The organism is Aureimonas sp. N4 (assembly GCF_001463925.1).
GTDB classification, from domain to species: Bacteria; Pseudomonadota; Alphaproteobacteria; order Rhizobiales; family Rhizobiaceae; genus Aureimonas; species Aureimonas ureilytica_A.
Map to the genome: position 1 here is coordinate 17,867 of NZ_BBWS01000042.1, position 20,612 is coordinate 38,478.

At 61.9% G+C, this 20,612-nt stretch carries 32 protein-coding genes and 1 pseudogene; 17 read left to right on the forward strand and 16 right to left on the reverse strand.

Going from position 1 to position 20,612, the window contains the following annotated elements; all coding sequences use genetic code 11:
• The first annotated feature begins 95 nt into the window (after nt 1–95).
• Nucleotides 96–1,022 carry a translation elongation factor Ts gene (gene tsf, locus AUL28_RS12595; protein WP_062233075.1) on the forward strand — a complete coding sequence of 309 codons (927 nt, stop codon included), beginning with the start codon at nt 96–98 and terminating at the stop codon, nt 1,020–1,022.
• Between the two features lie 69 nt (nt 1,023–1,091).
• On the opposite strand, the gene AUL28_RS12600 is transcribed toward tsf, so the two are convergent.
• From AUL28_RS12600 to AUL28_RS12665, 15 genes and pseudogenes are all read right to left on the reverse strand, one after another.
• Entirely contained in the window at nt 1,092–2,228 is a 1,137-nt protein-coding gene (locus tag AUL28_RS12600) for a tyrosine-type recombinase/integrase (protein ID WP_062233079.1), read from the reverse strand.
• Between the two features lie 14 nt (nt 2,229–2,242).
• Nucleotides 2,243–2,398: pseudogene (locus AUL28_RS23295) on the reverse strand (helix-turn-helix domain-containing protein); the annotation flags it as partial.
• The gene (locus AUL28_RS12605; protein WP_062233082.1) at nt 2,398–2,775 is read right to left on the reverse strand and encodes a beta barrel domain-containing protein; all 378 of its coding nucleotides are present in this window, start codon (nt 2,773–2,775) and stop codon (nt 2,398–2,400) included. The pseudogene AUL28_RS23295 and the gene AUL28_RS12605, both read right to left, overlap by 1 nt.
• Entirely contained in the window at nt 2,772–3,224 is a 453-nt protein-coding gene (locus AUL28_RS12610) for a hypothetical protein (protein ID WP_062233084.1), read from the reverse strand. The genes AUL28_RS12605 and AUL28_RS12610 overlap by 4 nt, the downstream gene beginning before the upstream one ends.
• Nucleotides 3,225–3,443: 219 nt before the next feature.
• Nucleotides 3,444–3,629: a hypothetical protein gene (locus AUL28_RS12615; RefSeq protein WP_062233087.1), complete on the reverse strand. Its 186-nt coding sequence runs from the start codon at nt 3,627–3,629 to the stop codon at nt 3,444–3,446.
• On the reverse strand, nt 3,626–3,853 hold the full coding sequence (locus tag AUL28_RS22660) for a hypothetical protein (protein WP_156419987.1): 228 nt from the start codon (nt 3,851–3,853) through the stop codon (nt 3,626–3,628). The genes AUL28_RS12615 and AUL28_RS22660 overlap by 4 nt, the downstream gene beginning before the upstream one ends.
• Nucleotides 3,850–4,404: a hypothetical protein gene (locus tag AUL28_RS12620; protein ID WP_062233089.1), complete on the reverse strand. Its 555-nt coding sequence runs from the start codon at nt 4,402–4,404 to the stop codon at nt 3,850–3,852. The genes AUL28_RS22660 and AUL28_RS12620 overlap by 4 nt, the downstream gene beginning before the upstream one ends.
• Nucleotides 4,404–4,709 (reverse strand): hypothetical protein, encoded by a 306-nt coding sequence (locus AUL28_RS12625; protein WP_062233091.1) that lies wholly within the window; start codon nt 4,707–4,709, stop codon nt 4,404–4,406. The genes AUL28_RS12620 and AUL28_RS12625 overlap by 1 nt, the downstream gene beginning before the upstream one ends.
• Nucleotides 4,706–5,815: a hypothetical protein gene (locus AUL28_RS12630; RefSeq protein WP_062233094.1), complete on the reverse strand. Its 1,110-nt coding sequence runs from the start codon at nt 5,813–5,815 to the stop codon at nt 4,706–4,708. Before AUL28_RS12630 ends, AUL28_RS12625 begins: the two co-directional genes overlap by 4 nt.
• Nucleotides 5,808–6,491 carry an HNH endonuclease gene (locus tag AUL28_RS12635; RefSeq protein WP_062233097.1) on the reverse strand — a complete coding sequence of 228 codons (684 nt, stop codon included), beginning with the start codon at nt 6,489–6,491 and terminating at the stop codon, nt 5,808–5,810. Before AUL28_RS12635 ends, AUL28_RS12630 begins: the two co-directional genes overlap by 8 nt.
• The gene (locus AUL28_RS23165) at nt 6,488–6,856 is read right to left on the reverse strand and encodes a hypothetical protein (RefSeq protein ID WP_202814887.1); all 369 of its coding nucleotides are present in this window, start codon (nt 6,854–6,856) and stop codon (nt 6,488–6,490) included. The genes AUL28_RS12635 and AUL28_RS23165 overlap by 4 nt, the downstream gene beginning before the upstream one ends.
• Before the next feature lie 2 nt (nt 6,857–6,858).
• A complete protein-coding gene (locus tag AUL28_RS12645; protein ID WP_062233100.1) occupies nt 6,859–7,194 on the reverse strand; it encodes a hypothetical protein in 336 nt (111 codons plus the stop codon).
• A 73-nt stretch (nt 7,195–7,267) separates the two neighbouring features.
• Nucleotides 7,268–7,582 (reverse strand): hypothetical protein, encoded by a 315-nt coding sequence (locus tag AUL28_RS12650; RefSeq protein ID WP_062233103.1) that lies wholly within the window; start codon nt 7,580–7,582, stop codon nt 7,268–7,270.
• A 311-nt stretch (nt 7,583–7,893) separates the two neighbouring features.
• Nucleotides 7,894–8,100 carry a hypothetical protein gene (locus AUL28_RS12655; protein WP_062233106.1) on the reverse strand — a complete coding sequence of 69 codons (207 nt, stop codon included), beginning with the start codon at nt 8,098–8,100 and terminating at the stop codon, nt 7,894–7,896.
• A 471-nt stretch (nt 8,101–8,571) separates the two neighbouring features.
• Nucleotides 8,572–9,279: an XRE family transcriptional regulator gene (locus AUL28_RS12665; protein ID WP_244493515.1), complete on the reverse strand. Its 708-nt coding sequence runs from the start codon at nt 9,277–9,279 to the stop codon at nt 8,572–8,574.
• A gap of 274 nt (nt 9,280–9,553) precedes the next feature.
• On the opposite strand from AUL28_RS12665, the gene AUL28_RS22665 reads away from it, so the two are divergent.
• A complete protein-coding gene (locus AUL28_RS22665; RefSeq protein WP_156419988.1) occupies nt 9,554–10,084 on the forward strand; it encodes a GIY-YIG nuclease family protein in 531 nt (176 codons plus the stop codon).
• A complete protein-coding gene (locus tag AUL28_RS22670; RefSeq protein ID WP_156419989.1) occupies nt 10,081–10,218 on the forward strand; it encodes a hypothetical protein in 138 nt (45 codons plus the stop codon). The genes AUL28_RS22665 and AUL28_RS22670 overlap by 4 nt, the downstream gene beginning before the upstream one ends.
• Nucleotides 10,219–10,220: 2 nt before the next feature.
• Here the strand turns inward: AUL28_RS22670 and AUL28_RS22675 are convergent, their stop codons facing one another.
• Nucleotides 10,221–10,400 carry a hypothetical protein gene (locus tag AUL28_RS22675; RefSeq protein WP_156419990.1) on the reverse strand — a complete coding sequence of 60 codons (180 nt, stop codon included), beginning with the start codon at nt 10,398–10,400 and terminating at the stop codon, nt 10,221–10,223.
• A gap of 47 nt (nt 10,401–10,447) precedes the next feature.
• Here AUL28_RS22675 and AUL28_RS12675 point away from each other — a divergent pair, with 47 nt between their 5' ends.
• From AUL28_RS12675 to AUL28_RS12740, 14 genes are all read left to right on the forward strand, one after another.
• Nucleotides 10,448–10,927, forward strand: a complete 480-nt coding sequence (locus AUL28_RS12675) for a hypothetical protein (RefSeq protein ID WP_062233117.1) — start codon at nt 10,448–10,450, stop codon at nt 10,925–10,927.
• Complete coding sequence (locus AUL28_RS12680; RefSeq protein WP_062233120.1) at nt 10,924–11,427, forward strand: RusA family crossover junction endodeoxyribonuclease; 504 nt, start codon at nt 10,924–10,926, stop codon at nt 11,425–11,427. Before AUL28_RS12675 ends, AUL28_RS12680 begins: the two co-directional genes overlap by 4 nt.
• Before the next feature lies 1 nt (nt 11,428).
• Nucleotides 11,429–12,238, forward strand: coding sequence for an ATP-binding protein (locus AUL28_RS12685; RefSeq protein WP_062233123.1), 810 nt, complete (start codon nt 11,429–11,431; stop codon nt 12,236–12,238).
• A gap of 11 nt (nt 12,239–12,249) precedes the next feature.
• A complete protein-coding gene (locus AUL28_RS12690; protein WP_062233126.1) occupies nt 12,250–12,771 on the forward strand; it encodes a DUF669 domain-containing protein in 522 nt (173 codons plus the stop codon).
• A gap of 106 nt (nt 12,772–12,877) precedes the next feature.
• Complete coding sequence (locus tag AUL28_RS12695) at nt 12,878–13,186, forward strand: hypothetical protein (protein WP_156419991.1); 309 nt, start codon at nt 12,878–12,880, stop codon at nt 13,184–13,186.
• A complete protein-coding gene (locus AUL28_RS12700; protein ID WP_062233132.1) occupies nt 13,186–13,380 on the forward strand; it encodes a hypothetical protein in 195 nt (64 codons plus the stop codon). The genes AUL28_RS12695 and AUL28_RS12700 overlap by 1 nt, the downstream gene beginning before the upstream one ends.
• Entirely contained in the window at nt 13,380–14,345 is a 966-nt protein-coding gene (locus AUL28_RS12705) for a hypothetical protein (RefSeq protein WP_062233135.1), read from the forward strand. Before AUL28_RS12700 ends, AUL28_RS12705 begins: the two co-directional genes overlap by 1 nt.
• On the forward strand, nt 14,342–14,794 hold the full coding sequence (locus AUL28_RS12710; RefSeq protein WP_062233138.1) for a dCTP deaminase: 453 nt from the start codon (nt 14,342–14,344) through the stop codon (nt 14,792–14,794). The genes AUL28_RS12705 and AUL28_RS12710 overlap by 4 nt, the downstream gene beginning before the upstream one ends.
• Nucleotides 14,791–15,009, forward strand: coding sequence for a DUF3310 domain-containing protein (locus tag AUL28_RS12715; protein WP_062233141.1), 219 nt, complete (start codon nt 14,791–14,793; stop codon nt 15,007–15,009). Before AUL28_RS12710 ends, AUL28_RS12715 begins: the two co-directional genes overlap by 4 nt.
• A complete protein-coding gene (gene thyX, locus AUL28_RS12720; protein ID WP_062233143.1) occupies nt 15,006–15,653 on the forward strand; it encodes an FAD-dependent thymidylate synthase in 648 nt (215 codons plus the stop codon). The genes AUL28_RS12715 and thyX overlap by 4 nt, the downstream gene beginning before the upstream one ends.
• The gene (locus AUL28_RS12725) at nt 15,650–16,288 is read left to right on the forward strand and encodes a GcrA family cell cycle regulator (RefSeq protein WP_062233146.1); all 639 of its coding nucleotides are present in this window, start codon (nt 15,650–15,652) and stop codon (nt 16,286–16,288) included. The genes thyX and AUL28_RS12725 overlap by 4 nt, the downstream gene beginning before the upstream one ends.
• Nucleotides 16,288–17,931 (forward strand): DEAD/DEAH box helicase, encoded by a 1,644-nt coding sequence (locus AUL28_RS12730; protein WP_062233149.1) that lies wholly within the window; start codon nt 16,288–16,290, stop codon nt 17,929–17,931. The genes AUL28_RS12725 and AUL28_RS12730 overlap by 1 nt, the downstream gene beginning before the upstream one ends.
• Complete coding sequence (locus AUL28_RS22680) at nt 17,928–18,290, forward strand: hypothetical protein (RefSeq protein WP_156419993.1); 363 nt, start codon at nt 17,928–17,930, stop codon at nt 18,288–18,290. Before AUL28_RS12730 ends, AUL28_RS22680 begins: the two co-directional genes overlap by 4 nt.
• Nucleotides 18,290–20,581, forward strand: coding sequence for a bifunctional DNA primase/polymerase (locus AUL28_RS12740; protein ID WP_082640443.1), 2,292 nt, complete (start codon nt 18,290–18,292; stop codon nt 20,579–20,581). Before AUL28_RS22680 ends, AUL28_RS12740 begins: the two co-directional genes overlap by 1 nt.
• The last annotated feature ends 31 nt before the right edge of the window (nt 20,582–20,612 follow it).

Here is a 20,612-nt window from a genome sequence, read left to right on the forward strand (position 1 = left end):
CGAGCATCCCGGCGGTGCCTGCGCGCCGCCGAACCAAACGGCGCACCCTTCCTCAGAGGTTTGGTGCGCCAATTTTTTAAGACAGAGGCCAATTCATGACGATCTCCGCTTCGATGGTGAAGGACCTGCGCGAGAAGACCGGCGCAGGTATGATGGACTGCAAGACCGCGCTGGCCGAAACCAATGGCGACATTGAAGCCGCGATCGACTGGCTGCGCGCCAAGGGCATTGCCAAGGCGGACAAGAAGTCGGGTCGCACCGCGGCTGAAGGCCTTGTCGGCGTCGCGGCCGGCGACAACAAGGCCGTCGTCGTCGAAGTGAACTCCGAAACCGACTTCGTTGCTCGTAACGATGCGTTTCAGACGCTGGTTCGCAACGTCGCCCAGGTCGCTCTGGCGACGGACGGCACGGTCGACGCGGTTGCAGCCGGGACCTATCCCGCATCCGAGAAGTCGGTCGCCGACACCATCAAGGACGCGATCGGCACGATCGGCGAAAACATGAACCTGCGTCGTTCGGCGCAGCTCAGCGTGTCCAACGGCGTCGTGGCGACCTACATCCACAATCAGGTCGTTGAAGGCCTCGGCAAGATGGGCGTTCTGGTTGCGATCGAGTCGGACGGCGATAAGGCGGCGCTGAACGCATTCGGTCGTCAGGTTGCCATGCATGTCGCCGCTACCAACCCGCTCGCTCTGGTCGAGACGGAAATCGATGCCGCGACGGTCGAGCGCGAGAAGGCCGTGTTCTCGGAGCAGGCCCGTCAGTCCGGCAAGCCGGACGCGATCGTCGAGAAGATGGTCGACGGTCGTCTGCGCAAGTTCTACGAGGAAGTCGTTCTCCTCAAGCAGGCTTTCGTGATCAATCCCGACCTCACGGTCGAGAAGGCTCTCGAAGCCGTCGCCAAGGAAGCCGGCGCTCCTGCGAAGATCACCGGTTTCGTCCGCTTCGCGCTGGGCGAAGGCATCGAGCGCGAGCAGAGCGACTTCGCCGCCGAAGTTGCGGCGGCAGCTGGCAAGAAGTAAGCGGGAAGCCGCCTTTCTTTCTTCTTGTTCGATATTCGGGGCGCCCGCTTGAGAAGCGGGCGCCCTCATCTAGAAGTTCCTTTTCTTTTCGCTAGTTGCGGCGACTTGTTCGTTTTCCGTGGCGTTTTGCGTGGGACTTCTCGCAGTCGATACGGCTTCTAGGGCTTGTCGAAGGTCTTCGTGGGTGACGTGGGCATACCGCGTCGTCGTCGTTATCTTCGCATGTCCTAGGAGCTTCTGCGCCAGTTTTATGGACCCCGTTGCCCGCACCAGCCGGGTCGCGGCTGTATGACGCGTGTCGTGAAATTTGAAGTTCGGCACCTTCCCCCGAACATTGCGGCCCCAGGCATTCGACAGCCCTGACTTCGTGATTGGGTACCGGAGCCCTTTCTTTCTGCCATCCCGTCCTGAGTAGGCTACGTAGGTGAAGACTGATTCGGGATGCTTGCCGAACTCACCTTTCAGGAGATCAAAGACCTCCTGCGTCATCGAGATTGTCCGAGATAGGCCGCCCTTGCCCGTCACCCGAAAGTCACGGGAGAAGAAATTTACGTCCTTCCACGTCAAACCCAGAAGTTCAGCGCGCCGGCACCCCGTAAGGATGGCGAATTGGACAGCCTCTCTGTAGCCTTCAGGGACCAGCGACAGAATATCGCTTTCCTCGGCCTCACTCGCCTCTCTGACGCGCTCTTGCGGCTCCTTCAGGCGCAGCTTGTTCCATTCGATCCGCTGCACCCGTATGCCCCATACGTTCTCGGCGCGAAGCATGATAGAGCGCAGAGGCTCCAGCATGTTCCTGTTCACGGTGCCAGCGGCGACAGGGGCGAGAATGACGCCGCCATCCGACTTCATCTTTCGCCGATCGCCTCGCCTTAGGGCCACGAGGCGGGCGACGAGAGCGCCGTCGATCTCGGTGATGGGCGTGTCGATGCCGATGTGCTTCTGAAGCCAGCCCATGATGCTGGATACCGATTGAGGACGGGATCGATGCTGCCCGACCTCTTCCCAGTACATCGTGACAGCCCGCCCGAACGTCAGGGTCTTGCCTGGGTCGGCTTGGATGGCCTTGACCCGCTCTTTCTCGGCCTTTTCCCACTTCTCGGCATCGCGTTTGGTAACGCACCCTGTAGAGCCGTGAAATCGATGACCTCGCCAGCGAAAATCGAAGGAATACGTTTCCGCGCCTGCACGCTTGTAGACTGACATTTCCGAGCCTCGATGAAAGCTTCCAGGTCCTCCGCTGTGTATCGCCGCGTTTCTCGGTCACGCTGACCGATGTTCACGTAGAGGATGCTGCCTGCTCGGGTGAGATCCCGAAGCTGGCGGGTTGAGATGGCGAGATATCGCGCTGCTTGGTCTGGCGTGAGGAGGCCCATCACCGTCCCTCCTCACGGGAGAGGGCGGCTCGGAACTCGGCCACGTCATAGCCAAGAAGCGATATAGCCTGTTCGATCTTCTCTATTGTTGTGCTCGGCCGTCGCGCTCCGAGAGCCCTGAATTTTCCTTCCAGAAGGCTCCAAGCGCAAGCCAAACGGAACTCTTCCTCGTATTCCTCTCGGCTAAGGTAGAACCTGTCTTGGTAGCCGTAGCCGCTTTGTGTACGGAGGGTTTCGATATGGATACGGTCGCGCTGTTTCGTCGTCGCCCATTTCCTGCCAACCGACTCGATCTCTACCCACCCAGCGTATTTGCGCTGGCGAGGTTCGCCCGGCACTTTCCAGAGTTTCTGCCCGACCGTCAGCCTCTCGCTCATGCGCGCTCTCCTTCGGTGCGGGGCAAGCCCTGCCGGTCCAGACAAGCTTCCAAGGCGTCCTGAAGCAGGAACTGCGATAGTTCGGTCAGCCCCTCCTGCGTCGAGGCGACGTTCATGGCTGGCAAGCCGAGATCGGACCACCGGATTTTCGAGGCGATGGTGTGAAGCCGGGCGAACCGCGCAGCCGTTGCGTTGCGCTCGCGCTTCCCCGCCTCGACCTCTGCCTCTAGGCGGGCGATGGTGGCGAGGGCGTTCTGAGAGATCGCCTCAAGCCTTTCGATGTAGGCTTTGGCGCTATCGAGATAGTCGCCTTGGCACCACTTCTCCGGGCCGTGCTGGCAGTGGAAATAGCCCTTCTCCAGCCAAGACAGGAGGTGCGTGTTCTTCGCGCCGTGGCGGTCCTCTGCGACAGCGCGCAGTTCCTCGATCAGGTCGTTGCGATCGCTCATCGGACGCCCCCTTTCTCAACGGGACGCGGGTCAACAAACCCGTTTTGAACGAGGACGCGGATCATTTCCTCGCGCGCGTCCCGAGCCGTGCTTCCCCAACAGTAGCCGGGGAAGCCGGGGTATTCGGCGCTGAATTTGTATTCCGATCCCCTAGTCCAATTCACAGAACGGGTCACGGCGATCTTCTTACGGCTGATCGCACGACAGGCAGACTTGCGCTCACTCGCCATCGGTCGGGCTCCCGGCCATGTAGGGTTTGTCGTCATCCCACCACTGTCCGATTATTGTCAGGCTGAGTTCGCGGATCATTTCAGTGGTGAGGTGGCATCCGGTGCCACGATCGTTGGCCCGCTTCATCCGATCGAGAGCAGCTTGGGCTTGAGGTAGTGGGTTCTCAAGCTTCATCGGACTCCCTCCCTGGATGCGGACTGCGTGGCTGTACGCTGGTCCTCCCGATCCGAATTACTGATGATTATTGCGCCTCCGGCTATGGATATGATTATGAAGGCTGCAAGAAGAAGGTAGGATCGCTCCCTGCTCTCAAAACACCAGACTAAAATTATTCCTATAAGTGCTCCAAGCGCATAGATGGATGCTACGAAGGCGGCGGACATGAGAATTGCGCTCATCGGACGCCATCCCTGGATGCGGAGCGGGCGGCGGGCATGGTCGCCAAAACGCCATTAAGCTCCATCCAGATTCCATCCACGAGGCGCCGGCTTTCCTTCACCGTCATGAACTCGGTCTCGCCGTTGTTGGTAAGAAAATGCCCGTTCGTCTGGCAATTGAAGCTGGAGAACATCCGCTTCGTGGTTATGATGCGCGAGATAGCCTCCCGCACCGTCTCCATCTCTGCCCGTAGCTCGGAGAGTTGCTGTTCGGCGGCCAGACGTTCGGCGTTCGCCTTGTTGAACCATTCAGCGAACATACACCGGTCGGCAATGACTCGCCCCAACTCTGCCTGCAACGCGGCGGTCTTCGCGAGCGCAGAAAAGCCGGCCATGTTGATTTCGACCAAGATCAATTCTTGAATCTGTCCGTAGCGGTCTGCTTGCTCGTCTGCCGTGCTGCCGCGAGCCCAATCCAGCTGCATGATCTTGGCTGCAAGGATGCTTGGAAGGTCGGGGGTGGCCTGAATATCCTCCGGCACCGTGCCTGCCTGTGTGGTGGGCGCGCTCATCAGCAGACCTCATCGAAGTAGGAGTTGAGAAGCTCGTCCGTGAACGGCGGTGCAGCCATCAGCAAAGCCACATGCGCCTCATCATCAGCGCAGCCGCAGCAAACCTCATCCAGATCGGCCTCTGACAGGCTGGAAAGCCATGCGTCGATCGGCTCGACCATCTCGGCTGGCTGCTTCGCCAGCCACTTCCGCATCTCGCTGCCTTGCTTGGCGACTGAGCGACTGCGGTTGATCCCGCCGTTGTCGAGTGCGATGAGTTGGCAGGCCGCTGCGATGCCGGGATATTCTCCACCGGGCGCGCTCATGTGCGGGGCTCCTTGGGCTGGGAGAGGGCGGCGCGACGGCGAGCCTCAAGAGTGGCAATGAACTTTGAGAATTGCGAGCCGTTGCCAATGCGAAAGCTCACGCTGTCCGGTTCGTTGATGGTCAGGTAGGCTTCGCTGTAGAAGCTGTCGGTGACAGTGAACTTGAAACTCTCCGCGAACCGCCGCAACGCATCATCCCCGGCCGGGGCTGGAACGGATGCGAGGGCGGCGCGAGCCTGACGCATTTGCCCGAGAGTGAAATGGCAACCCCACGCCATTAGGTGGTCGTCATCCTCCGGCGGGTCGTACTTATTGGCGGCTTCCGCGAATGGCTTTAGCGCCTCCCGCACGGCCTCTCCCGGCTGGGCCGCGACCGGCACCGCCTCGGCAGTCTCCGGGGTGGCACCGCCCCCGAATTTCCGAATGGCCGCTTCTAATTCGTCCATCAATGCCGCTACGTCCGCGAGGGGCTGCGACATGGTGGCGTTAGCCTGTTCGTTCACCTCCTGTTGCGCATCAAGAAGGCGATGCAGGAGGCAATCCAGATATGGCGTGCCTGTTGGGTTCGCGATATCCGGGTTTGTGACCTTCGGGGCAGGCCATTTTATCGCCTCGGCAGTCTCCGGGGCGAGGGCGGCGAACAGCGCCGTGTCGTAGAAATCGCTGCGCTCTGGCGAAGCCCAAAATATGCCTTCGCACTCCTTCGCTTTGTATTGTCTTAGATGATCCCCATTCATCCATGCGGCTGGCTCACCCTTGCAGGTTATTGCTGGCTCCAATGCGGCGAGGCGGACCAATGCCTCTCGGATTGCATCAAGACGATGTGGGTGCTCTGCTTTTCCTTCCTCGATCCATGACACCTGACAAAGCGCCATCTGTGCCAGTTCAGCGTTGCTGACCTTCACCGCCCCCGCATCCGTCCCGGCCGTAATGGCTGGACGCGCGGCGAGGGCGAGATACCCGGCCAATTCGTCGCGCGTGATGAGGGCGTGATCCGGGTAATCCTCGGGGGACGTGCGGTCGTCCTTCTCAACTAGGTCTTCCCAGCATCTATCCAGCACTTCTGCCGGCACGGTGACAGGGGCCGTCGTCATGCGGTCAGCCATGGTGGGACTCCTGTCGTATGTGGCGATGTCGGATGGTTTCGTGCAGACCCTGCTCAAGCTTGGCGAGGGCCATGACGGTTGGCTTCAATTCGTCAGGCGCGGCGTCATAGGCGAGGCGTGTCTTGTGCCTTCCGCCGTTCAGGCGAGACAGCACGCCACGCGAGACCATCGCCCAGTTCGCCGGATCGCAATTCAGCCTGTCTCCGTCCAAGCACTTCAGAGCGTAGCCATCTGGAATGAGGCCGTGGGTGCCTTCCCAATTGATGCGCTGGACAAGCTGCCAGCGAGATTGCATCGGTAGGCCGTCGTGAATTTTTCGCTCGCGATATCCGTCCTTGCTGATCCGCTCCGTTCCGATGGGCTGATAGTTGTCGTTCGCGCGGCCGGTACGGTTGCCCTGCTGAAACTGCGTCTTCCGAGCATTGGGGTGACGTCCGCCAACGCCTTCAGGACAGGCAACGCCCTTGTTGTGCGGCTCGCTCCCCTTTGCGAACTGGCCCGTCCTGCCGGTCTTCCAGCCGTTGCGCTTGCGGAAGGCGTGAATGTTCGCGGCCGACACGTCGTCGCGCCGAAAGGTGGCGCAGAAAGCGGCGTGATATTCGCTGATAGGCAGGAGCCTATTGTCGTACAGCCAAGCCTTTTCGGCTAAGCTATAGGCGACGCTGCGACCCTTCATTGCATAGCCTCCTGGCGATCCCATTCCTCGCGCTCTTCGTTTATCTCGCGAGCTGCGCGCCTCGCGCTCGCCTCGGCGCGTTCGGCCTCCTGCTCCGTCATCGACCGCCCGGCCCTGCGGTGCTCAATGCTTTTCCCGGTCAGGCTTTCGGGGATCAAGTCGACCAAGCCGCGTCCATGCTGCGCAACAAGTTCTGCCGCCTTAAACTGGAGCGCTGCGGCGCCAATGATTTGGCTCGATACGCCAGCGATCGCCTTGGCGCGTTCGACCTCGCGCTCGACCTGTTCAGCAGTCAGGTCTTCGTCGGATAGCCGCTCAAGCTGCGCGAACAGGTGGTCGTTCAAATCTGAAAGACGGTTCTTCATGCTCAAGCCTCCTTCGATGAGCGGGCGGCGAGGGAGAGCGCTTGAGCGTCGCCGCGCCGATAATCGGCCCAAGGATCATTGCGAAGGGAATGATAGGTCTCGACCCGTGAGGTGGGATCGTTGCTGTCGGCGTCTTCGGTCGTTGTGTATTCCGGCTCGTCGCGCAGCACGTAATATCCGGGCGTCACCAGACCGGCATCGTCGGCCTCCTTTAAAATCGCCTCCAGCCGGTTCTGCCATTCCAGCGGCATAGCTTCGAGAGCCAAGCGAGGCATGACGAGGTAAGGCGTGCGATAGAGGCGCGATGCGAGCTTATTGAAGGGCGTATCGGTGCTCATCGAGAAATCTCCCGGCCCGTGCGGCGGTCAACGACACGCCCGTCTAGGCACTTCTTGAGGGTGGGGTGGTCGGTCATTCCGCAGCCTCAAGAGCATCTCGACGCTCGTCGTAGGCGATGTCTGCCAGATCGGCGGCGCTGAAGTAGCGGCGGCTCGGTTCGGTGTTCGTCTGGTGAGGCTTGAGAGGCTTGGGCCGCTCTACGAGGTCGAAGCCGAGAAGCTCGGCCAACTGGTGCGCCTGCTCGCGCATCGTCGCGATATGCAGGCCGGTGATGTCGCCATTCGGCTCGAACCAGCCGGCCACCTGGGCGACCTTGGCCATCTCCGACATGATGTGCGCGCGCTCTGCGATCAGACCGAGCGTCTGGCTATTTGGTGTGGAGGCCATGTCAGGAGGCTCCGAGCACATAGGCCGCAGCGGCAACGCCGCAGATGACCAGGCTGGTGATCAGGGTGAAGGAGGAGATGCGGATGGCGCTCATCGACCGGCCCTCCGCGTGATGGCGCGCGCCTTGCGAGCGGCCTTCGCCTTGGCACGGCGCTTGGCTTTCGCTGGCGGTACTGGCGCGGGTTTTGAGCGAGGCCAGTATTTCGAGCGGTCGAAGTGGAAGGGGCCGTCAGCCCCAAACAAAGGCCCGGAGAGGCCCAGCATAGCGCCCATGGCGATCAGCGGAGACTTGGACATTCGGCCGCCCAGGATCATCGCACACCCGCCGACCGGTACGAACTGCCCAGCGTCGTCTCCTGCCGAGCGGCAGAGCTCGAGCCGTAGAAGTCGTTGCAGAGGGAGAGGGCGGCGCAGAACAGCGAGGCAATGCCGGCTGTGCTGATCAGGCCCACGATGATGCCGCGGGGCAGGTTCAGCGGATCGTCATAACGGTCGGGTGTCGGGGGAATGGGGCGCATGGCGCTCGGGCTCCATCAAGGGCCGGTGTGGCTGGGGTGATGGATACAAACGTAGCGCACCTCGCTACCGAGCGCAACAACAAACGTAGCGAAAACCGAAAACTGATGTAGCGGCGCAAAGCCGTGTTTATCCACAGCGATCCACAAGCCGATCGCTACGTCTCTGGATTGTTCTTGTTATGTTCTTGTTTGGGAGTCAGCTTGCCTTATCGATCACAAGGAGGCAGCAATGGCTCAGACCACATATTACGTCGTCCAGTCTTTCGAGTCGGGGAGCAAAGGTGGCTTGGTCGCGGATATTCCGGTGACCCTTCCAAGCGCGGACGGGGCTCGCCGAAGGGCTGAGCGCTTAGCGCTCTCGAAGGCGGGAGTTGTGGCGTTCTCCCGGACCGGAGATCCATCTACAGGCGATTTTGAGGATGCGCAGATCCTCTTCGCTCACGGCAATGTGCCGGGCGAGGTGGATGCGGCTTAGCGCGCGGAATATTTGCCGACGACGCGGTGGCAGATCGGCCATTCCTGCCGGAACTCGGAGAACTGCTTAGGCGGATTGTACTGTTCGAGCGTCCATTCGCGGTCATTGAAGCCCACGAGCGTCTTAATGATAGCCTCCGCCTCGCCGGTCGGCGGGGTGTGATAGAGCACCACCTCTGTGTCGCGGGCGGGCTGGAGATGAGGGTGCATCAAGGCGATATCGCCTGGCCGGTACATTGGGAACATAGAACTGCCGGTGATGAGCAGGCCGTAGCCACCCTTCACATTGCGCAACGGTTCTGGTCGCTTCACCCACTCGATAGCGTCGAATGTCACGATCACATGCCCGTCACCGCCTTGCGCCGCAGCGTAGACCGGAAGGTCGGTAGGGCCGACGAGTTCGGACCCGGGGATAGGCGCTGGCGTAAACACGTCAGCGGGCCGATCGACTACATCTCGCGGTGCCCTTGCATCTAGAATGCGTTCAGCCGCGGCCGCCTCATCGGCATCAATACCTCGTTTTCCGCTAAGCATCTTGTTGACCGCAGCTCGATCGATAGAGCGGCCAAGCTCAGCCGTAAGGCGCCGGGCCAATTCTGCCTGGGTCATCCCACGGGTTTTGAGCGTGTCTGAGAGCCATTCTCGCACCATTTCGAACGTGTAGCGCGCTACGCTACATTCGGCGCGTTCTAAAATCGCTACCAATGTTGTTGCCTTCTGCAGCGTTGTGCGCTACAAACGTTGCTATGGAACCTGCTTCATCAATCATTGACGCCCTTGGCGGCCCGACTGCAGTGGCGAAGATCGCTGGTGTGCATCGGACTCGAGTCTCGAACTGGCGACGCCCGAAAGAGAAGGGCGGAACTGGGGGAATGATTCCGTTCAAGCACATACCGATACTGCTTCATGCCGCTGAGCAATCTGGCTGCCATCTGTCCGTAACGGATTTTCTGCCAGTCTCCATGTCGGGGCTCGCAGCATGATTTATTTCGCCCGTTCCGCCTCAAGCGCTTCGATCAAGATCGGAGCTACTTCTAACCTCTATCGCCGGCTTCAGACCCTCGCTGCAGCACGTTGCGAGAAGATCGAATGCCTGGCCACGATCGACGGAAGTTGGAGGGAGGAAGCCTTCCTTCATCACGCCTTCGCTCCGAGTTGTGAAAAGCTCGACTGGTTCTGTGCCTCGCAGGCTATGTCGGACACGATTGACGAAGCTGCCGCTGGTCGCCTTGCATGGCTTCCTGCTTTCTCTGAAATACCGAAAGGCTGGGCATCAGTTGAAGCTCGCCGGATGTTTGGAACTCTGAAAGCTGCTCGATTGGCTCTCGGGTACCAAGAGACTTCGGTTTTGACCGATGCAGAAGCGATCCTGCCTCGCCTGATGCTCTTCAAAAGGGTCAGCTCCAAGGAGCTTCCGGCCCGGATTCTTGAGCTGCACGCACACGGTATCGTCTTCCATCGGAAGGGCAAGACTGCTTCTAGCCAGCGCAAATCGGCGGTAGCAGCATGACCCAGCCGCGCAGCTATACCCGGCCCGATGACACGATCATGATCGAGGTCGAGACACACGTCTTCGTCGCGCAGGACATCGCCAAGCGCCTCGGCTTGAAACTCGCAACCCCTGCGAAACAGGCGGTTCGATGATGTCATTGGCAGCGCTTCATCATAATGGACATGCGGGTAACGCAGGTCGAACCGCGCCGATCATTGGCCGCGCCGCAGGACATGGATTTAACCTGCAGGCCGTGACCGGCACGCAATCCGCAATTCTCATTCGCCGCCGTGATCGCCGTTTTGGTCATGCCCGCATTTTGGGGCGCGATCACGCGAGCGTCATTGAAAACGTGAGTCCTCGTGTTTCGGAGCGCGGCCGATGATCGACCTTCGCAAATCGACGGGCGACATGCGACTGGCGCTGAAGGCCGCCGTTCGGCGAGCGATCTCCCTCTCGGGTGGCGGGCGGTCGGTTGAGAATTCAACTCGGGTCAGCCATTCGGTTCTCAGCCGTTACGGCCTTCCCGAGCATCCCGATCAGCATTGCCCCCTGGACGTTGCAGTTGATCTCGATCTCGAGGCCGGCCAGCCGATCATCCTGGCCGCTTTGGCAGAGGCGCTTGGCTACGACATCGTACGGCGCGAGCCGGTGGCACCCAGCGACATGCCTTGGTGCGCCAAGATCAGCATGATGGTTCAGCAGGACGGGCGGGTTACCTCCGCTATTCTGGATGCGGTGGCAGATGGTGAGATTTCCGCAGCCGAGGCGCGTTGCATCGTGCCTGAACTGGAGCGCGAAATAGACCTCCTTCGCCGGGTCCGCGATCGCGTGATCGCTGAGAGCGGGGTTAGGTCGTGATCGCGGCCGCTATCAAATCGCAGCCCGTGGTGGGGCGCGGTGAGCAGACCGGGGAGGGCATCCCGGTGCTTTCTCCGGTCACCTTCTCCTGCCCGGTGCCGCCAAGCGTCAACGCGATGTTCAAGAACACGCGCCGCGGCCGAGCTCGCACAGAAGCCTACGAGGTCTGGAGAATGGAAGCTGCCGCGGCGATCCGCCGACAGCAGGTTCCGGCTTTCAAGGGCCGGGTGCTCGTCAATATGGCGTTCGAAATCGATCTTCTTCGAGCCGACGCCGACAACCGCATCAAGGCGATGAACGACCTCTTGGTCGAGATCGGCGTCATTCAGGATGACAGCCTGATCCCCGGAGGCCTGTTCTCCAAGCTGCCGCCCACGAATGGGACGGCGCACATCCAGATTTGGCCGGCGCAGTCCGTGACGGCCACTTTCTATCCCTCGCAGGACGGCATGGGCGGCGGATGGATCATCAACATGCCAACCTCAGAACAAGGAGACTGAAATGGCGATCAGCCTTTCAGACCTGCGGACCGTGCGGGCCGACCAGCCCCCGCGAATCCTGATTTACGGCAACGAGGGCGTCGGCAAGACCACGCTGGCCTCCGAGTTCCCGTCCCCGGTCTTCCTCCAGTGCGAGGAAGGAACGCCTGGCGAAGTCGAGCTTGAATCGTTCGGCGTCCTGCCCGACTTCGCCAGCGTGATCGACTCCATGCGCGCCCTCTATGACGAAGACCACGAGTTCAAGACCGTGGTCGTGGATTCGGTCACGGCACTGCAGGGAATGATCTTCGCCGAGACGTGCCGGCGTGGTGACGAGCATGGCAACGCGAAGGCCAAAATCGAGGACTTCGGTTATGGCAAGGGCTACGTGAACGCCAAGACGGTTCTGCGCGAGTTCCAGGATGGGTGCGACGCGCTCCGCCGCGACCGCGGCATGGCGATTGTGCTCATCGCGCACAGCGTCGTGACGACCTTCAACGACCCCGAGACGGCCAGCTACGACCGCTACGAGATCGATCTGCATAAGCAGCTGAACGGGCAGATAACCCGCGACCTCGACGCCATCCTGCTTTTGAAGAAGCCGGTCAACATGAAGGTCGAGGACGGCAAGGGCTTCAACCAGAAGCGCACCCGCGCCGAAGGATCTGCCTCGACCGTTCTCATCCATGCGGTCGGCAAGCCCGCCTTCGTTGCCAAAAACCGCTACGGCATCCCCGAGAGCGTGCGGTTCGATCGCGGGCAGGGATACGACGCCCTGGCCCCGTATCTGCCGCAGGCCGGCACCTCCACCCCTATCAAGAACGCTGCGTAAGGATCACGATCATGGTCGATATTTCTGGTTTCAATGCTGCCGAGCACGAGCCGACGCAGGAGTTCGAGGCGCTGCCCGAGGGCAAGTATCACGCCGAGATCGTGGACAGCGAAGAGCGCGACATCGGGCAGAGCGGCGAGAAGGGCTCCAAGCTCACGTTCCGCTGGAAGATTCTGTCGGGCGCCTGCGAGGGCCGCATCATCTTCCAGGACATACTGCACGGCTACAACGTGCAGGGCGAGAAGGGCGACAAGACGCGCGATATCGCGGCCCGCAATCTGTCGGCCATCTGCCACGCCACGGGAAAAATGGCACCGCGCAATACGGAAGAGCTGCACCACATCCCTTGCGAACTCTCGATCGGCTTCCAGAAGAAGCAGACACCGCAGGACCCGACCCGCAACGAGGTCAAGGGCGTGAAGGCTTGGGGCGGCGCGAACAGCGCCCCCGGACGCGGCCAGCAGCAGTCCAGCAGCGCGCCCCAGCAGAAGGCTGCGGCCGGTGGCGGTGGCTGGGCTCGACGCGCCGGCTGATGAAGCGGCCGGGCGGGTAGAGGCCTAGGAAACCAGCCCGCCCGGCACCCTCACAAACCACGTCTTTCAACGTCGTTCGGAGATCGAAACGATGAACGGGAATGCTTTGCCCGAGATCGGGCGCCATCACAATCGTCACCCCGTCGATCAGCTCGCCCTGGTCCGGGAAACCATCAAGAACCTGCAGGAGCGCGAAGGCGAACTGAAAGCCGAAGTGGCTGAGGCCATGGGTACGGCCGACAGCCTGGGCGGCTCGGAGTTCATCGCGAAGCAGACCGTCAGCGAGCGCAAGGGCGGTTTAGACGAGAAGGCCATGAAGGCCGCGGGCGTGGACGTGGACAAGTTCCGCAAGCCCTCCACGACCGTCTATGCGATCCGCGTCGAGCGTCGCGCCTTCGATGAGGAGGCAGCGTGATGTCAGCCTTTATCATCGGCTCGGTCATCGAACGAGACCGCGGCTGCCAATACTGCGGTTCGGTCCTCTTCCAGGTCGAGAAGGGAACGCAGATCCACGCTTTCCACCTTCGCTGTGATGGCTGCGGAAAGGGCGGGCTTTGGATCGGTAAAAAGGAAGCTGACCGCGCTGCGCGAAACGGGGTGGCAGCCTGATGCCCGCTCTCAACCTCCCGCCACTCTCAGCCACGATCGCAGCGATCGACAGCGCACTGGCCGCCCGTCAGCGGCCTCGGCATCAGCGCCGCTTGTCCGGATCCATGATCGGTAAGGCCTGCGAGCGCGCCATCTGGTATCAGTTTCGCTGGGCCTACGAGCCGGAGATGTTCTCGGGCCAGATGCTTCGCCTGTTCGAGACGGGGCATCACCGTGAGCCTCGAGCCTTCGCCGAGCTTCGCGCCGCCGGGGTCAAGGTTTCAGACGCCGACCCTGAGACCGGCGACCAGTGGACGTTCACCGAGCTCGACGGCCACTTCGTCGTCAAGGTCGATGGCCGAGGAACGGGCTTCCTCGAGGCCCCGAAGGCCGAGCACCTGGTCGGCGTGAAGACCATGAACGCGAAGAACTTCGCGCAACTGCAGAAGCATGGCATCGCGGTCGCCAAGCCGGACCACATGGCACAGGCGCAGACCGAAATGCACTGCAGTGGCATCCATCGGTTCTTCTACTACGCCGTCAACAAGGACACCGACGAGCTTTATGCCGGCGCTGACGTTCGCATTCACTATGACGCGACGCAGGCGATTGCCCTTATGGCAAAGGCAGAGCGTGTCCTGCAGGCTGCGCGTCCGCTCCCTCGCATCTCGGAAGATCCGCAAAGTCACCTCTGCCGCTTCTGCAAATCGCATGGGATTTGTCACGGCACTGACTTTGCGCCCCGGAACTGCCGCACCTGCCTGAACTCCACGCCTGAAATGGGCGGCGAGGCGGCTTGGCGCTGCAGCCGCAACGGCAGCCTGCTTTCCGTCGAAGATCAGGAGCGTGGCTGCGCCTTCCACCTGTTCATTCCCGATCTCGTGCCGGGCGAGCAGGTGGATGCCGATCGGAACGCCGAAACCGTCACCTACCGGATGCCAGACGGTCGCGCCTGGGTGGACGGCGCGGAAAGGGAGGCGGCATGACCGTCCTATCAGGCCCTACCATTCGCAAGCTCCAGCCGGTCAGCCCCTTCATCGAGGCGGTGAAGATCAATGGCATGACGGCGGGTCTCTCCCACTGCGGATACGACATCCGCATCAAGGACGGCTTCATCCTGCAGTCGGGAGAATTTCGCATCGCCTCCACGGTCGAGCGGTTCGACATGCCTTCCGATGCCATGGGCGTCGTCCATGACAAATCGACTTGGGCACGCCGCGGCCTCTCGGTCTTCAACACCGTGATCGAACCCGGTTGGGCTGGGTTCCTGACCCTTGAGTTGGTCAACAACAGCTTCCGGCCGATCCAGATCGCGTCCGGCTCCCCCATCGCGCAAGTCATTTTCCACCGTCTGGACGAGCCGGTCATCGGCTACGTGGGCAAGTATCAGAACCAAGAGGATCGACCCGTCGCGGCGATCTTGGAGGGTGCATGACCGACCTCATCAACCATCCGCCGCATTACACCTCGCATCCCTCCGGGGTCGAATGCGTGACCATCGCCGAACACCATAACTTCAACATCGGAAATGCGATCAAGTACCTCTGGCGCGCCGGCCTCAAGACCGAGAACCCGGTCGAGGATCTGGAGAAGGCGCGCTGGTACGTCGAGCGTGAGATTGGCCGTCTCTGCAAGGGAGCGGCGTCATGAACACTGTTCGTCTCGTCGCGGCGACGCAGCCACTGGTGCCAGAATGTGAGACCGGCGGGGATTTCGTAGCCTACGCCGCCCGCGTCTCCAACCCCAGCAACCAAGCCAATCGGGAGACCGCCCCGCGCCTTCTGGAGTACCTGAAGCGTCACAAGCACTGGTCACCCTACGAGCACGCCTCTGCGACGGTTGAAGCGACAACGACGCTCGATATCGCAATGCAGGTGCTGCGGCATCGCTCAGCCAAATTCCAGCAGTTCAGCCTTCGGTATGCCGAGGCGATCGGCTTCGTCTACCGTCAGGCGCGCCGGCAGGACGAGAAGAACCGGCAGAACAGCATCGATGACCTCCCGTCTTCCACCCATCGCTGGTGGCGCATGGCTCAGTGGGTCGTGATGAAGGCTTCGGCTTGGGCCTATCGGGGCGCTTTGAAGCGCGGAATCGCCAAGGAATGCGCCCGCTGCGTTCTGCCTTACGGCAACACCGAAACCCGCATGTACATCACGAACGACTACCGATCGTGGCTGCACTACCTCGACGTTCGCGAAGAAGCCGGCACCCAGCAAGAGCATCGTGAGCTTGCCAATGCCATTCGCGCCGCTCTGGCTGAACGTGAACCTCTGATCTTCGGAGAAGGTGCATGAGCGCCATTGCACCTGACCTCATCAACACTGCTGCTGCCCTCTGGTCCGAAGGTTTCACTGCGACCCAGATCGGCGAGCGTCTTGGCCTCACCCGGAACAAAGTCATCGGCCTTGCCAGTCGGAACCGGCAGCTATTCCCCGGTCGGACAGAAGGCGCGGCCGAGAAGGAGCAACAGGAACTCGCGCAAATCGAAAGCCTCTGGGGCACCGGTAAGACGCAAGCTGAGATTGCCCAATCGCTTGGAAAATCCTTCTCGACCGTCAACAAGATGATCCGGTCTTGGCCGGAACGCTTTCCGAAGCGATCGAAGAAGGATCTGAACAGCGTCAAGGCCGCCGCCAAACCGAAAGCCGTCGATGTTCCGTCGCCGCCGCCGCGGCGCAAGCCCGATCCATCCGTGTTCTCACCGATCGAAGGCACAACGCCCGTGCTCCTATGGGAGGCACCGAACAGCGCCTGCCGCTGGCCGGTCTCGACCGCTGATGCCCCAGAGAAGGCTGTCTGCCTTCATGTATGCGGTGTCGATGCGGTCCACGGCCGCTATTGCGCCCATCATGCCAAGCTTTCGTTCGGCCCCGGCACTGCTTCGGAACGTGAAGCCGATCGCCTTCTTCTCGCTCTTGGGGGTGCGTAATGGCCCTGCAGCTTCGCCCCTATCAGCGCGCAGCCCTTGATGCGCTCTATGCCTATTGGGAGGGGAACGTTGGCTCCCCCCTCATCGTGCTTCCAACCGGCGCCGGAAAGTCGCTGGTCATCGCAAAAATGGTGCAGGAACTGCTCGAGCAGTTTCCGATGCTCCGCGTCGCCATCATCACCCACTCGAAGGAACTGATCGTCCAGAACTTCAAGGAGCTGATCGGTCTCTGGCCTTCGGCGCCCGCCGGCATCTACAGCGCCAGCGTCGGCAAGCGCGACACCCACAGCCGCATCCTTTTCTGCGGCGTCCAGTCTGTCTTCAACAAGGTGGATGCGATCGGACCGCGCGATCTGATCATCGTGGACGAGGCGCATTTGATCCCGCGCAGCTCATCGACCATGTACGGCAAGTTCTTTGAGAACATGGGCGACATCACTGAAGACATGCGGGTCTGCGGTCTGACGGCTACGCCGTATCGCATGGACTCGGGGCGCTTGGACGGCGGGGACGGGGCAATCTTCGACCAGATCGTCTACGAGGCCAACGTCGCCGACCTCATTGAGGACGGATATCTGTCGCCCCTCATCTCGAAAGCTACGGTCGCACAGATCGACCTGCGCGGGGTCGGTACGCGAGCCGGCGACTTCATCGCTTCCGAGCTTGAGGCGGCGGCGATGCGAGACGATCTCGTAGATCGGGCCGTGGCCGAGATGGTCCGGTTCGGGCAAGACCGTCGCGCCTGGTTGGCATTCTGTCCTGGTGTCGCCCATGCCACTGCGGTTCGGGATGCCATCCGCGATCAGGGCATAACGGCCGAGGTCGTTCATGGCGGGCTGAATCAGGGCGAGCGGGACGCTATCATTGCGCGATACCGCTCCGGCCTCGTTCGATGCCTGACCTCCGTCAATGTGCTTTCGATCGGCTTCAACGTCCCGCACGTTGATCTCGTAGCCCTCATGCGCGGCACGAAGAGCACTGGCATGTACGTCCAGCAGGTCGGCCGCGGCTTCCGTCTCGCACCCAACAAGGAAAACGCCCTTATCCTGGATTTTGCGGGCGTCATTCGAATGCACGGGCCGGTAGACGCCGTTTCCATCATGCCCGGAAAGGCCAAGGGTAAGGCCAAGGAGGAGAAGGCGGACATCAACGACGTTCGGGCCAAGGAGTGCCCGACGTGCGAAGCCTTGGCCGCGCTCAACGCCATGACGTGCAAGGTCTGCGGCCACGAATGGCCGCGAGAGGAAAAACCGGCGCATGAAGCGGAGGCCGACGCCAGCGTCGGCATCCTTTCGTCCGAGCAGACCAAGCCCCAGATGGTGCCGGTCCTCTCCTGGATGTGGAAACGCTGGGAGAAGGAGGGATCGCCAGACTCCATCCGCGTCACCTACATGGCCGGCCTCAGCCAGTACAACGAGTGGGTTTGCCCGGAGCACGGGGGCTATGCCGGCCAGAAGGCGGCCGAGTGGTGGGTGAAGCATGGCGGCGCGATGCCCGCGCCGAAGTCGGCGGACGAGGCGATCGAGCGCCGCTCGGAGCTCGCGATTCCTCAGACCATCTCGGTTCGCCCAGCCAAGGCCAACCCCCGCTACTTCGACATCGTGAGCCGGACCTTTGCACAGGCTGCGGGACGGGCAGCGTGAGCGCCGATCGCTTCGACCCAGCAGTCTGCGGTGTGTGCGCCCGCAACGCGACCGGGCACGGCTATGCGCCGAAATGGCCTTATGGGCGACCCCCGCCAAAGCCGATTTGGCTCTGCGACGATCCAGAATGCATCGCGATCGCAAGGAACACCTACGACATGAAACAGGACGAGTTTGACCGCTTGGAAAGCCTCGCCACGGTCGAGGCCGGCCACAAGCTGGAGACCTATTGCGACGCGATCGGCAAAACCGATTTCGCTCAGTTCACACAGACCGAGTTCGAGCAGGCCATGCGTGAGGTCGTGGCCGAATATCGGTTCGCCATGAAGGTGAAGCTGCGCGATGAGGCGCCGTTCTGATGGCGTTCGGTCTCAAAGCTCAAGATCCACCGGGAGAGGCAACCAACCTCGGCGTTGCCCTGTCGCTCGCCGCGCGTGGTCTTTCGGTCTTTCCCGTTCACGCAGGAGGACCGAAGGTCAAGCAGCCAATGCCCTTCTTCCGCTGGCGCGATCAGTCTTCCACGGACGAGCGCGCTATCCGCGACTGGTGGCGCCGCTGGCCGGATGCGGCCCCCGCAATCGATCTCGGAAAGTCCGGGCTCTTCGTCGTTGACGCCGATCGGCATGATGTCGAAAACGATGGCGTCGCAGCGTGGGCCAAGATCATGGCACAGGAGGGTGCGTCGCCGGATGGCATCCCTCTCGTCGCTACACCGAACGATGGCAATCACTGGATCTTTCGTCAGGACGGATCGCTCGGCAACGGCAAGGGCCGGCTGCCGCAGGGCATCGATGTGCGCGGCACGGGCGGCTATGTCGTCGCGCCAGGTGCCATCATGGCCGATGGTCGTAGCTATGAAGTCCATGGCGATCCTGCGGCCGCCCCGCCGGTCCCGACATGGCTGACCAAATGGCTGATGAAGGAGGGACGGGCCGAACAGCCGACCACGAACGTCGTGCCGCTGCGATCGGAGAGCCGCGGTGCTGAACTGAACGAGGTGGCCGACCTTCTCGGCCACATCCCGCCGGACTGCGGCTATGACGAGTGGGTGCAGGCTCTCATGGCGGTTCATGCCGCCACGGGCGGCTCCAGCGCCGGTCTTTCGCTGGCCGACCAGTGGAGTGCGGGCGGGTCGAAGTACAAGCGGGGGGAGGTGGCGCGGAAGTGGGCCAGCTTCCGCAATCAGGGCATCAACGGTGCCACCCTAGCCGCGCTAGCCCGCCAGTACGGCGCCGACCTGTCCGCGATCCGGGTCCAGCATATGGATCGGGACGAGGGGCCGGGGACGGCCGAGCATGGACGGCAGGTCGCGGCCGCTCTGTCGGTGCGGCGATTGTTCGAGCAGAATGACGGCACGATCACGGACGAGGATGGCGTGATCATCGATCCGCCCAGCGCTCCCGCGCTGACGCCGGCCAATGCGGTCGCTTTCCCGGCGGGTCTGGTCGGCGCAATCGCCCAGTGGATCTGCGAGACCTCCAGGCGGCCGCAGCCCAGCCTTGCCCTCGGTGCGGCTCTTGCGATCGTCGGGACTGCGGCCGGGCGGCAGTTCGTCGGGCCGACCGGCTCAGGCGTTCACCTATATGTGCTCGGTCTCGCGCCAACGGGGCAGGGGAAGGATCACGCCGTCCAGCAGATCAGCCGCATTCTACGGGCCGCCAATCTCGGTCAGCACATCGGGCCATCGGAGTTCATCTCCATGCCCGCGGTCATTAACTTCCTTCTGCGCTCACCCCTATCTCTCTGCCCCATGGACGAGTTCGGCGACTTCATGGCCCGCATCCTCCACAAGAAGGCTTCATCCTTCGAGCGGTCGGTGGCGAAGATCCTGCGCTCGATGTGGGGCATCAGCTTCGGCGAATACCAGTCGCCGGAGTGGGCGGGCCGTCAGGCCGCGACCATCTTTGCGCCGGCCATGTCGATCTATGGCGTGTCGACCCCGGAGCAGTTCTGGCGAGCGCTGGAGGGAGCGGCGGTCGAGGACGGCACGGTCAACCGCTTCCTGCTGGTCGGCGGCGACACGAAGAGCCAGGATCGCGACCCCGGCGTTTCGGCGCAAGATGTTCCTTCGCAGATCGTGTCGGCACTCCGCGCCCTCTACGAGGCGTCGGGACCGATGGCTTATGCCATGCGCAACCAGTCCGACATGGACCCGGCCCAGAACCGGAGGCAGGTCGGATGGGACCATGGCGCCGAGGAGGTTTTCGCGGCGCTGAAGGCCGAGATTGAGCCCCTGTTGGAAGACCCCGACGCAGGGGCGTTCTACGCCCGTACGGTAGAGATGTCGGTGCGGATCGCAACCATCGTCGCTTTGGGCCGTGGCGGGCCGCTGGCGGCCGTTTCGCAAGAGGATATGGCATTCGGCGTCGAGACGGCAAAGGCCAGCGCACGGGCCATGATGGCCGGCGCAGAGGACTATCTATCGAACAGCGAACACCAGTCAAACGCGCAGCGCATCAAGCGCATCATCAAGGGCAAGGGCGGTCGCGTGAAGCGGTCGGCTCTGATGCGATCCATGCAACACTCCGTCAGGGCTCGAGATCTCAACGATCTTCTCAAGGCCATGGAGGAAGCGGAGGAAATCGTCTCGGAGAAGATCGTGCCGTCAGGCGGCGGCACAGCAGTTCAGTGGTACTGCTTGGCGGGGTGAAAACCCCGCCTTTTCTTTGACCAAAAGTCCG